At 62.7% G+C, this 12236-nt stretch carries 11 protein-coding genes; 3 read left to right on the forward strand and 8 right to left on the reverse strand.

The annotated features are described in order from the left end of the window. Window positions 1-7 precede the first annotated feature (7 nt). From cydB to CNQ84_RS08340, 4 genes are all read right to left on the reverse strand, one after another. Entirely contained in the window at window positions 8-1147 is a 1140-nt protein-coding gene (gene cydB, locus CNQ84_RS08325) for a cytochrome d ubiquinol oxidase subunit II (RefSeq protein WP_165771262.1), read from the reverse strand. After that, window positions 1147-2703, reverse strand: a complete 1557-nt coding sequence (locus CNQ84_RS08330) for a cytochrome ubiquinol oxidase subunit I (RefSeq protein ID WP_165771252.1) — start codon at window positions 2701-2703, stop codon at window positions 1147-1149. Before CNQ84_RS08330 ends, cydB begins: the two co-directional genes overlap by 1 nt. A gap of 174 nt (window positions 2704-2877) precedes the next feature. Then, a complete protein-coding gene (locus CNQ84_RS08335; protein ID WP_096004430.1) occupies window positions 2878-3606 on the reverse strand; it encodes an LrgB family protein in 729 nt (242 codons plus the stop codon). Further along, the gene (locus CNQ84_RS08340; protein WP_096004431.1) at window positions 3603-3962 is read right to left on the reverse strand and encodes a CidA/LrgA family protein; all 360 of its coding nucleotides are present in this window, start codon (window positions 3960-3962) and stop codon (window positions 3603-3605) included. Before CNQ84_RS08340 ends, CNQ84_RS08335 begins: the two co-directional genes overlap by 4 nt. Window positions 3963-4170: 208 nt before the next feature. Between CNQ84_RS08340 and CNQ84_RS08345 the strand changes: the two genes are divergently transcribed. After that, window positions 4171-4947 (forward strand): outer membrane protein OmpK, encoded by a 777-nt coding sequence (locus CNQ84_RS08345; RefSeq protein WP_096004432.1) that lies wholly within the window; start codon window positions 4171-4173, stop codon window positions 4945-4947. Between the two features lie 372 nt (window positions 4948-5319). Here CNQ84_RS08345 and CNQ84_RS08350 read toward each other — a convergent pair whose 3' ends face one another. The 3 genes from CNQ84_RS08350 to CNQ84_RS08360 all read right to left on the reverse strand — a co-directional run bounded on the left by CNQ84_RS08350 (window position 5320) and on the right by CNQ84_RS08360 (window position 8818). Then, entirely contained in the window at window positions 5320-6462 is a 1143-nt protein-coding gene (locus CNQ84_RS08350; RefSeq protein WP_096004433.1) for an acyl-CoA dehydrogenase family protein, read from the reverse strand. Between the two features lie 12 nt (window positions 6463-6474). After that, a complete protein-coding gene (locus tag CNQ84_RS08355) occupies window positions 6475-7653 on the reverse strand; it encodes an acyl-CoA dehydrogenase family protein (RefSeq protein WP_096004574.1) in 1179 nt (392 codons plus the stop codon). Between the two features lie 130 nt (window positions 7654-7783). Further along, entirely contained in the window at window positions 7784-8818 is a 1035-nt protein-coding gene (locus CNQ84_RS08360; protein WP_096004434.1) for an AraC family transcriptional regulator, read from the reverse strand. Window positions 8819-8911: 93 nt separating this feature from the next. Here CNQ84_RS08360 and CNQ84_RS08365 point away from each other — a divergent pair, with 93 nt between their 5' ends. Beyond that, the gene (locus CNQ84_RS08365) at window positions 8912-10396 is read left to right on the forward strand and encodes a flavin-containing monooxygenase (protein ID WP_096004435.1); all 1485 of its coding nucleotides are present in this window, start codon (window positions 8912-8914) and stop codon (window positions 10394-10396) included. Then, window positions 10380-11324, forward strand: a complete 945-nt coding sequence (locus tag CNQ84_RS08370) for an alpha/beta hydrolase fold domain-containing protein (RefSeq protein WP_096004436.1) — start codon at window positions 10380-10382, stop codon at window positions 11322-11324. Before CNQ84_RS08365 ends, CNQ84_RS08370 begins: the two co-directional genes overlap by 17 nt. Here the strand turns inward: CNQ84_RS08370 and CNQ84_RS08375 are convergent. Continuing rightward, window positions 11303-12079, reverse strand: a complete 777-nt coding sequence (locus CNQ84_RS08375; protein ID WP_096004437.1) for an SDR family NAD(P)-dependent oxidoreductase — start codon at window positions 12077-12079, stop codon at window positions 11303-11305. The genes CNQ84_RS08370 and CNQ84_RS08375 overlap by 22 nt on opposite strands. Window positions 12080-12236 lie beyond the last annotated feature (157 nt).

Genomic DNA, 12236 nt, shown 5'->3' on the forward strand with positions numbered 1-12236 from the left:
CCTTCCGTTAATACATGCTGTGAGTGTTGTCGCGGATATGCTGCTCGTTCAGGCGGCCGCGCATCACGAAGTAGCCCCAGGCGGTGTAACCAAGGATGATCGGGACGAACAGACAAGCCACACAGAACATGATGAACAGCGTGGTTTCACTGGCGGTCGCATCCCACATGGTCAGGCTGTGGTTTGGCATGCTGGAAGACGGCATGACAAAGGGGAACATGCTCAGACCCGCCGTGATCAGCACCATGGCCATGGCCAGCGCCGAGCTGACAAACGCCAGCGCGTGCTTACGCGCCTTGCTGAACAGGGCACAGAAGACAAAGCAGATGACCCCCAGCGCGGGCACAGCCCATAGCAGCGGCAGTTTGGCGTAGTTGCCGAACCAGGCTGCAGAGCTGATTTCGACCACCTTGTCGATGGTGCGATTATCACCGTTGGTATCAATGACGCTGACCACCTGATAGCCATCAATGCCCAGCCACAGCCAGACCCCGGCCATGACGAATACCACCGCGCAGACCAGCGCCAGCAGTGAGGAGATCGCCTCGGCGCGGGCCTTGATCTGCCCCTCGGTCTTGAGCTGCAGGTAGGTGGCACCGTGATTGACGATCATCAGCAGGCTCAGCACGCCAGCCAGCAGCGCAAAGGGGTTGAGCAGCGCCCAGAAACTGCCGGTGTACTGAAACCGCAGCAGCTCGTCGAACTGGAAGGGCACGCCCTGCAGCAGGTTGCCAAAGGCCACCCCGAAGATCAGCGCCGGGATCGCCGAACCGGCAGTCAGCGCCCAGTCCCAGCGACTGCGCCAGACTTCGCTGTCGATCTTGGAGCGATACTCGAAGGCCAGCGGACGCAGGAACAAGGCAAACAACGTGAGCATCATGGCCAGGTAGAACCCGCTGAATGATGCCGCGTAGACCGTCGGCCAGGCTGCGAACAGCGCGCCGCCGGCGGTCACCAGCCAGACCTGGTTGCCGTCCCAGTGGGGCGCGATCGAGTTGATCATCACGCGCCGCTCATAGTTGTTCTTGCCGATCACTTTCAGCAGCGCGGCAACGCCCATGTCAAAGCCGTCGGTGACCACAAAGCCAATCAGCAGAACCCCGATCAGCACCCACCAGATGAACCGTAATGCTTCGTAATCCATGATCAGGCCTCCTGTGCTTCGGCAGTTTCCAGGTCATAGCGACCGGTGTGCAGGCTCGACGGCCCCTTGCGCGCATACTTGGTCATCAGCCAGATCTCGATGATCACGAAGATGCTATAGAGCACGGCGATGGAGATCAGGGTAAACAGCACATCGCCCGGGCTCAGCTGCGAGACTGCCAGATGGGTCGGCAGAATTTCACCGATGGCCCAGGGCTGCCGCCCATACTCGGCCACAAACCAGCCCATTTCACTGGCGATCCATGGCAAGGGCAGACTGAAGATGGCGAACTTGAGCAACCATTTTGGCTTGTCGACCGTACGACGAGCGCTGTGCCAGAAGGCGCAGGCAAACAGCAGCAACATCAGAAGACCGCAGGCAACCATGACGCGGAAGCTCCAGAACAGCGGCCAGACCTTGGGCACAGTGGCTTCTACCGCATTGGCTATTTCTTCAGGCGTCGCATTCAGTACGTCATCGGTGTAGCCACTGAGCAACAGACCGAAGCCCAAGTCATCGCGCACCGCGTTGAACTGTTCCACGGTCGCGGACGACTTGTCCCCGGCGCGGATGCGCTGCATCAGGTCATAGGCCTCCTGGCCGCGGATGATGCGCCCAAGGTTCTCTTCCTTGATCTGTTGCAGCCCCTGGACTTCCTCATCCAGCGAACGGGTTGCGATCAACCCGAGTACCGCCGGCACCTTGATCGCATAGTCGGTGTGCTGAGCCTGCTCGTTGGGAAAACCGATCAGGGTAAAGGCTGCCGGTGGTGGCTGGGTTTCCCACTCGGCCTCTACCGCCGCCAGCTTGACCTTTTGCACCTCGCCCAACTCGTAACCGGACTCGTCGCCCAGCACGATGACCGACAGCGCGCTAGCCAGACCAAACGCAGAGGCGATGGCGAAGCTGCGGCGGGCAAAGGCCAGATCGCGGCCCTTGAGCAGATAGTAGCTGGAAATCGCCAGCACGAAGATGGAGCCGGTGACGTAGCCCGCCGACACGGTGTGGACAAACTTGACCTGAGCCACCGGGTTGAGCAGCACCTCGGCGAAGTTGGTCAGCTCCATGCGCATGGTCTCGATGTTGAATTCCGAGCCCACCGGGTGCTGCATCCAGCCATTGGCAACCAGAATCCACAACGCCGACAAGTTGGTCGCCAGCGCCATCAGCCAGGTCACCGCCAGGTGCTTGACTTTGCTCATGCGGTCCCAGCCGAAGAAGAACAGGCCGAACAGCGTTGACTCGAGGAAGAAGGCCATCAGGGCTTCGATCGCCAGCGGCGCGCCGAAGATGTCGCCGACGTAGTGCGAGTAGTAGGACCAGTTGGTACCAAACTGGAACTCCATCGCCAGGCCGGTAGTCACGCCCAGGGCGAAGTTGATACCGAACAGCTTGCCCCAGAACTGGGTCATGTCACGGTAGATGGTCTTGCCGGTCATCACATAGACCGACTCCATGATCGCCAGCAGGAAAGCCAGGCCCAGCGTCAGGGGTACAAACAAGAAGTGAATCATCGCCGTCAAGGCGAACTGCATTCGTGAGAGCTCTACGATATCCATCTGCGTACTCCGCTCGGAGGAATCATCAGGTCAATTCGGTCACCGCCGACAAACACTACGGAACAATGTTTGCCGAATTAGTATGGCTCAGCCCCCGGCAAGCGGGGACTGGGCGAATTGACGCACGTCAAATATGACGCACAGATATGGAAAATACTCCCGAGCGAAGAAAATTCAGCCCTGAAATACCATCCAGAGCGATACCGCGAGCGGCAGCAACAACGCCGTAGCGGTGCCCATCAGACTCATGGCCAGGGCAGAAAAAGCACCCGCCTCCTCCCCCTCTTCCAGCGCCCGCGAGGTACCCACCGCATGCGCGGTCAGGCCCATGGCCATACCCCAGGCGGCCGGATGGTCCACGCCGCACAGGCGTAGCAGCATCGGACCGAAGATGGCCCCCAGCACGCCGGTGAACATCACAAATACCGCCGCCAGCGCCGCAACGCCGCCGATTTGCTCGGCCACCAGCATGGCAATCGGCGAGGTCACCGATTTAGGTGCCAAGGTCATCATGATCATCGGCTCGGCGCCCAGCAGCCAGGCCAGCAGCACCGCCAGCACGGTCGCCAGCGTGCCGCCGACCAGCAGGCAGACCAGCACCGGCCAGAAATAGCTGCGAATGCGCCGGAAGTTCATGTACAGCGGCACCGCCAGTGCCACCGTGGCCGGCCCCAACAGCACCTGCAGCGGTTGCACGGCTTCGCGATAATGCGCGTAGTCCTGTCCGACGGCGAGAATGACCAGCACCAGCACGGCGGTGGATACCAGCACCGGGTGAAATACCGCCAGCTTGGTACGCTGGTAGAGCGCCACGCCCAACTGATAGGCGGCCAGAGTCATGCCGACCCAGAACAGCGGGTGATCGACGACAGCCTGCCAGGCTTGCAACAGCGTCCCGCTCATGGTGCCTTCCTCCGTTCCTGGCGCTCGATCAGCTTCTGCATCAGCCAGCCACAGAACGGCATGCTCAGCGCCAGCGACAAGGCCAGGGTGACCAGGATGGCCGTGGCATCAGCAAGAATCTCGCTGCCGTACACCATGATGCCAACCGCTGGCGGCACCAGAATCAGCGGCAGGTAGGTCAGCAAACCACTGGAGGCCAGACTGATCGACTCACTGACGCCACCGCGCAGGCACAGATACACGACCATCAGCAGCATGCCGATGATCGGCCCCGGCAGGAACGGCAGCACCAGTACATTCAAACCGGTACCCAGCAACTGGAAGAACACCAGCCAGGTCAGTCCACGTAGCAACATTGATCTAGGGCCTCTCGCCACGACAGCAAACCGGCAAGGGTAAACATTCGCTCCGAGGGTGCCTAGCCCTACTATGGTGAAATAGCGTTTCCCATCTGGAAACACCGCCGTTCTCCGACGGGCGTCAGCTGCGCCAGCCAAGGTTTTGCTATACCATTCGCGCCGGCGTTACACCCCTCTACACCCCCCTATAAATGGAGAAACATCCATGAACCGCCTGACCCGCGCTGCACTGGGTAGCACCCTGATGCTGGCCAGCAGCCTTGCACACGCCTATCCCCTGCTGTGGCAGAACAACAGCATTACCTATCTGTACGGCACCGATTTCCAGGTTGACCCTGACACCCAGCAAACCGTGACCTTCGAGCACGCCAGCGGCTGGACCAAGGGTGACCTGTTCATCTTCTTCGACAGCATCCACTACAACGGTGGTACCAACAGCGAAGATCAGAACAGCAGCTACTACGGTGAAATCTCCCCGCGCCTGTCACTGGGCAAGATCACCGGCCAGAGCTTTGCCTTCGGCCCGATCACCGACGTGCTGTTGGCCGGCACCTACGAGTTCGGCCGTAACGACGTCAAAAATTACCTGCTCGGCCCGGCCGTTGACCTGAATATCCCCGGCTTCGACTACTTCCAGCTGAACACCTACTATCGCCACGCCGACGAGGCATCTGGCGGCCGCGGCGTATGGCAGATCACACCGGTGTGGGCCTACACCGTCCCGGTCGGCAACTCCGACGTGCTGATCGACGGCTTTATCGACTGGGTAGTCGATAACGACGACGACAACTACCACGCCAACCTGCACATCAACCCGCAGATCAAATACGACCTGGGCAAGGCCCTGGGCTGGTCCGAGAAGCAGCTGTACACCGGTATCGAGTACGACTACTGGAAGCACAAGTACGGCATCCCGAACGGCACCTTCGGGCTGGATACCCACCAGAGCGCAACCAACCTGATCGCCAAGTACCACTTCTGATCAGGACACAAAAAAACCGCAGCACAGGCTGCGGTTTTTTTTGCTCACCACCAGCAACGTCGAGGTGGTTTGCTAGACGCTCGGAAGTCCAGTGTGCACCTTGGGTTCGTCCCGTTTACGCGGGCGAGTAGCGCAGATTTATCGGGGAAAAGAGCCACAGGGTGTCTGAGGAGCGAAGCGACGAGTTTTGTGGCTCCCCGATAAATCGAGCAACGCAGCGAACCCGAAGGGCCGCGTAGTCGGGTGCCCCGGGGGATCGCTAAGGGGGGCTGGGCATGCAGCCCCCCTTGGCTCGCCGTGAGGGCGAAAGGCTGAGTTGATTACAGCTCGCGGCAAAACACAGTCGGCCGAGCCGGAACTCGGCCCTCCCGGTCAATAACCGCGCAACGCCGCAAAGCGGTTGGCGTGATAGCGGTAGTCGCCAAACAACGCCTGCACACTGCGCGCACGCTTCATGAACAGGCCGATATCAAACTCGTCGGTCATGCCCATGCCGCCGTGCATCTGCACCGCTTCGTTGGTCGCCAGCTCGGCTACTTCGCAGGCCTTGGCCTTGGCCAGGCTGACCCATTGCGCCGCCTCGGCATCACCGGCATCCAACGCCATCTGCGCCTTCAACACCGCCGACTTGACCAGTTCCAGCTCGCTGAACAGATGCGCGCAACGATGTTGCAGCGCCTGGAAGGTGCTCAGTGCTACCCCGAACTGCTTGCGCTCCTGCAGATAGGCAACGGTGCGCTCGAACACTTCCAGCGACAGGCCCAGCAGCTCACCGGCCAGCTGCGCGTTGACCACATCCAGGGTCAGCGCCAGCGCCGCCCAGGCGTTGCCTGCCTCACCCAGCAGATCACCAGAGGCGACCTTCACGTTGTCAAAGCTGACGATCGCCGCATTGCGGCTGTCAGCCATGATGGTGCGCTCGACACTCACGCCCGGCGCGTTGCGATCCACCAGCAACAGGCTGATGCCCGCCTGATCACCTTCAGCGCCCTCGCTGCGCGCAGAGACGATCAGCTTGTCGGCAACATGGCCGTCGACCACAAAGGTCTTGCGGCCGTTGAGCAGATACCCGCCATCAGCTACCTGCAGTCGGGTTGCTACCCGGTTCGGCGCGTGACGCGGCGCTTCATCAATCGCCAGCGCCAGCAGCAGGCTGCCCTCGGCGACCTGCGGCAGCAGCGCCTGCTGCTGTTCGCTGGAGCCCGCCAGCAGCAGCGCGGCCACACCGCCAATGGCGGTCGAGATCAAGGGGGAAGCGCTGAGGTTGCGGCCGGCCTGTTCGCTGACCTGGCCCATGCCGACGTAGCCGAACTGGGCACCACCGAGGGCTTCGGGGATCAGGGTACCGACAAAGCCCATCTCGACCATGCTCTGCCACAGCTCGCGGGAAAAGCCGGTTTCATCGCGGTTGTCGCGCAGCGCACGCAGCTGACTGACCGGGGCGCTCTCGCTCAGAAAACGCTTGGCCGCGTCCTTGAGCATCTGTTGTTCTTCGTTAAGTACCAAAGCTGCCATGATGCTGTCCCCTCACTGAAGGCCGAGAATGTTGCGGGCGATGACGTTGAGCTGCACCTCGCTGGTACCGCCCTCGATCGAGTTGCCCTTGGAGCGCAGCCAGGTGCGGGCAACGGCCCCCTCGCGAGACGCCTCCCCTTCCCAGAGCAGACCGTCGCTGCCATGCAGGGCGACCATCAGTTCCTGCCGGCGCTTGTTCAGCTCGGTGCCGTAGTACTTGAGCATGGCCGAGGCCGCGCCAACGCCCTGACCCGCCTTGGCTTCATCCAGTACCCGCTCTGCGGTCAGCGCAAAGGCAGCGGCATCCAGATCCCATGTCGCCAGTTCACCGCGCAGCATGCCGTCAGCCAGCTTGCCGTCTTCCAGGCCGACAGCATCCACCGCGATCTGCGGCAGGGTCTTCTGGCCTGCGGCGGTGCGGCCCATACCGCCAATCATTTCCCGCTCGTGGGTCAGCAGGTACTTGGCGATGGTCCAGCCGGCGTTGATCTCGCCCACGACCTGGCTTTTTTCCACCCGCACATTGTCGAGAAAGGTCTCGCAGAACGGCGAGCTGCCGGAAATCAGCTTGATCGGGCGAGTGCTCACGCCGGGGGTGGTCATGTCGAACAGCACCAGACTGATGCCCAGCTGCTTCTTGGCATCCGGGTTGGTACGCACCAGACAGAACATCCAGTCAGCCTTGTCGGCGTAGGAGGTCCAGATCTTCTGGCCATTGACGATAAAGTGGTCGCCGTGGTCTTCGGCACGGGTCTGCAGGCCGGCGAGGTCGGAGCCGGCACCCGGCTCGCTGTAACCCTGACACCAACGGATTTCACCGCGGACAATCGGCGGCAGATGCTGACGCTTGAGTTCTTCGGAGCCGAACTTGAGAATCGCCGGGCCGATCATCCAGACACCAAAACTGGACAGCGGCGGGCGGGCATTGATGCGCGCCATCTCTTCGCGCAGCACCTTGTGCTCCTGCTGGCTGAGGCCACCGCCGCCATACTCGGTTGGCCAGTCGGGCGCGGTCCAGCCACGTGCGGCCATGCGCTCGAGCCAACGTTTCTGGTCTTCGCTGGCGAAGGTGAAGTTGCGTCCGCCCCAGCAGGCGTCATTGTCCGAGCGTTGCGGCGTGCGCATGCTCTGCGGGCAGTTTTCTTCCAGCCAGGCGCGGGTTTGCTGGCGGAATACGTCCAGATCAGCCACGGGCATTCTCCTTTGTTGTGATTTATCTGCAGGAAACGCTGAATCGGTCAGACCACAAGATACTCCGGCCGACGCCACACGGAAGCGGCTCTTGACTGACCGAATAGTCACCCATCATTGGGGATGATGCTCAACCACGCTCACTACGGCAGTACTGCCGCGGTGTCATGCCCTTCCAGCGTCGAAACGCATGGACAAAGTTGGAGACTTCACCGTAGCCAAGACGCACCGCCACCGCCTCCAGTGACAGCCCCGGCATCCGCAACAACTCCTCGGCCAGAGCCTCGCGGGTTTCCTCCTGCAACTGACGGAAGCTGGTCTGCTCGTCACCCAGACGACGGCGCAGCGTGCGCTCGGTCAGATGCAGCCTGGCAGCAACAGTCGGCATGTCCGGCAGCGCCGCACCACCCTCCAGCAACAACTCACGCACCCGCCCCGCCAGCCCGTCACGCGCCCGATAGCGTTGCAATAACTGATGGCATTGCTGCTCGCAGGCCTCACGCATGGCGGGGTTGTCGCCGGGCAACGCCCGGGCCAGCAGCTCCGGGTCCAGTTCCAGCAGGTGCTCCGGGGCATCGAACCGGGGCGTACAGCCATAGGCTTCGGTGTAAGCGGCCAACTGCTCTGCGGGCGGCGCAGGCAATGCCAGCTGAACCGACTTGAAAGGCTGCCGCAGCCCGGTCAGTTCACGATGAATGCGCGCGATCGCGGAGCTGTCGCGCAGCAACAGAAAACGGCGTACTGCCGGATCTACCCAGCTGTCATCCACCCCCAGCCAATGGCCAGACGCATCCTTGCGGGCATGAATGCGACAGAAGGCAAAGGTCAGATCGAGGTAGCGCAGGCCCATGTCCAGCGCCTCGCCGAGTGAGGCGCTGGACAGCAACGCATATCCCCAGATGCCGTAACGGCTGAGCTGGTAGCGGCGTCCGGCCAGCAGTCCCAGCAGCGGCTGCTCAGGCAAACCGGCGAGCAGATTGCCGACCACCTGCAGCTCCTGCGCCGCCTCGACCTGGGCCTGACCATCGGCCAGCGCCATCACATCCAGCCCGGTGCCCTGCAGGCACTGCGGTACGGTCAGGCCCAGCTCGGTACCCAGTTGGGTCATCAGTTGCACGCTACCGATGTTGCGCAGGCGCGGCCAGGGAGGAGCAGTAGCGGTCATGGTGTGTCCGAAACTCACAATTTTTTGACCGACTATGCCATACCCGCGCCGACAGGCAACACCTAATATGCTGACAACAGGAGGAAGCACACAATGACTACAAAAAGCTCACCTGCCGCACCACTCGACGCCATTATCATCGGCAGCGGGTTTGGCGGCCTCGGCATGGCCATCCAACTGGACCGCGCCGGCATCAGCCATTTTCTGCTGCTGGAGAAGGCCGCCGACATCGGCGGTACCTGGCGCGACAACCACTATCCGGGTTCGGGTTGCGACGTACCTTCGCACCTGTATTCCTACTCGTTCGAGCCGCGTACCAGCTGGCCGCACAAGTACGCCCGCCAGGACGAAATTCACGCCTACATCCGCCACTGCGCCGACAAATACCACCTGCGCCAGCGCATTCGCCTCAATTGCGCGGTCAGCGACGCCCACTTTGACGCCGAATCCGGCTGCTGGCAGGTCACTACCGCCGGCGGAGAAACCCTGGTCGCGCGCAACCTGATCGCCGCCACCGGCCAGCTCAACCGCCCGCTGATGCCGAACATCGAAGGGCTCGGCAGCTTTGCCGGCCCGGCCTTCCACTCGGCCGAGTGGCAGCACGACGTTGATCTGAAGGGCAAACGAGTCGCAGTCATCGGTACCGGCGCCTCGGCGATCCAGTTCGTGCCGCAGATCGTGCCCGAGGTGGCTCAGCTTGACCTGTACCAGCGCAACGCCGCCTGGGTGCTGCCCAAGGATGATTGCGAATACAGCGACTCACGCCGCCGCTGGCTGAGCCGCCTGCCGCTGCTGCACCGGCTGGACCGGCTGGACCGGCTCTGGCAGTATCTGACCCACGAAGTCCGCGCGCTGGCTTTCGTGCATTTCCCGGCACTGGTCAAAAGCAGTGAACGGGCCGCCAAGCGTGATCTAGACCGTCAGGTCAGCGATCCCGCCAAGCGCGCCGCACTGACCCCGGACTACCCGATGGGCTGCAAGCGCATCCTGATCAGCAACAACTACTACCCGGCGCTGGATCAAAAGCACGTCAACATCGTCAGTGACGGCATCGAGAAAATTGTCCCGGAAGGCGTCGTCACCAACGACGGCACCCTGCACCCGGCCGACGTGCTGACCTACGGCACCGGCTTTGCCGCCACCGAGTTCCTCGCGCCGATCCGCATCAGCGGGCTGGACGGCAAAGACCTGAACGACGCCTGGCGCGACGGCGCAGAAGCCTACAAGGGCATCTCGGTCGCCGGCTTTCCCAATCTGTATGTGCTCTACGGGCCAAACACCAACCTCGGCCACAACTCGATCATCTACATGCTGGAAAGCCAGTTCCGCTACGTCGTTGCCTGTGTGAAGGCCGTGCGCGACCGTGGTCTGCGTTACCTTGATCTGCAGCCCGAAGTGCAGGCGCGCTACAACCGGCAGCTGCAGGACGACGCCCGCGGCACGGTCTGGGCCCGGGGCTGCCAGAGCTGGTACCTGACCGCCGACGGCAAGCAGACCGTCAACTGGCCCGGCTTTACCTTCACCTATCGATACATGACCCGCAAACCGACGTGGAGCGATTATGTCCAGGTACGTTGATGAGCTGTATCGCAATCCAGGGCAGCCCGGGTTGCGCGCCCTTCTGCGCGGCATGCTGAAACTGCTGTTTCGCGGTCTGATCCGCCCGCCCGTGCCCTTTGCCGTGCAGGCACTGGTGCTGCGCCTGCTGACCCTCGGCATGCCGCTGGCCAAAGGCGTGACTCGCAGCGCCGAGCAGATCGCCGGACGGCCCTGCATGTGGCACCGCCCGGCCGCTGGCGGCAACGGTCGCGTGCTGCTGTACCTGCATGGCGGCGCCTTCGTCATCGGCTCCCCGCAGACCCATCGGGGCATCTGCTCGGCGCTGGCCAGCCGTGGCCAGTTTGATGTCTGCGCACTCGATTACCGACTGGCCCCGGCGTATCCGGCACCAGCGGCCTGTGACGATGCGGTCGCCGCCTATCAGGCGCTGCTGCAGCGAGGCTATACGCCCGCGCAGATCACCCTGATCGGCGATTCGGCAGGCGGCAACCTGGTACTGGTGACGGCGCAAAAGCTGGCCGCGCTCAAGCTGCCGCTGCCCGCCTCGCTGGTCTGCTTTTCACCGGTCACCGATATGACTGCCGAGCAGCTGCACGCGCCTGCGGCCGGCGACCCACTGCTGCATCCGTCCTGGCTCGACAGTGCCCGCGACGCCTACTGCCCGGCCGGGCAGGACCGCGCCGATCCGATGGTGTCGCCGCTGTTCGGCCAGCTCGAGGGCTTGCCGCCATTGCTGCTGCAGGTCGGTGAAGACGAGGTGCTGCTGAACGACAGCCTGCGGCTGGCCGAAGCCGCGCGCGCAGCCGACGTCGCCGTACGGCTGGAGCGCTACGAGGACCTGTGGCATGTATTTCAGGCCCACGCCGGGCTGCTGCACAGCGCTGATGCCGCGCTGCAGCGGGTGGTGGACTTTGTGAACAGCGCTCAGGCCGACTCGGTAAGCTGATCCCGGTGAATCGCGTAAGGCCCCCAGGCCTGACGCACCGGCACCACTTCCAGTCGATTGATGTTCATGTGCGCAGGCAGCGCGGCGATGTAGCCCACCTGTGCGGCCACATCGTCGGCAGTGAGCGGTACTGTGCCCTGATAGACCTTGTCCGCGGCACCCGAGTCCCCGGCATTGCGCACCAGACTGAACTCGGTCTCGGCAATACCCGGAGCCAGATCAGTCACCCGCACGCCGGTGCCCTGCAGGTCGCAGCGCAGGTTGTAGGAAAACTGCTGTACGAACGCCTTGCTGGCACCGTAAACGTGGCTGCCCGGATACGGGTTGCCGGCGGCGGTGGAGCCGATGTTAATGATGGTTGCACCGCTACCCCAGGCGATCAGTTTAGGCAGCACCGCGTGGGTGACGTTGACCAGTCCGGTGATGTTGGTGTCGATCATGGTGTGCAGGTCGCTCAACTCAACCGCCTGCGCCGGGCCCGGCGCCAGCGCCAGCCCGGCGTTGTTGACCAGCACCTGAATCCCGGAGAACGGCGCCGGCAGCTCATCGATGGCGCGCTGCACGGCGATGGCATCGCGTACGTCCAGCTGCAGCGGCAGAACGCTGGTCAGCTCACTCAATTCATCGGCCAGCGCCTGCAGCCGCTCCAGACGGCGACCACAGAGAATCAGCGGCCAGCCCTGTCGCGCCAGACAACGCGCGCTGGCGGCGCCAAAGCCGGAGGTCGCGCCGGTAATCAATACTGCACCTTGCATGGAGATATCCTGTTCTTAATGAGATCACTAGCCGCAGTGGAAAGCGTCGGCGAGGCAGTCAGCGCAAGGCAAGAGTCGGCGAAACAGCGCAGTTTACGAACAGTAAATGAGCATGTTGAACCGACCCTTAACGCCGCGCTGGCCACGCAGCCAGCTT

Origin of the sequence: Pseudomonas abyssi (assembly GCF_002307495.1) — a bacterium.
GTDB classification, from domain to species: domain Bacteria; phylum Pseudomonadota; class Gammaproteobacteria; order Pseudomonadales; family Pseudomonadaceae; genus Halopseudomonas; species Halopseudomonas abyssi.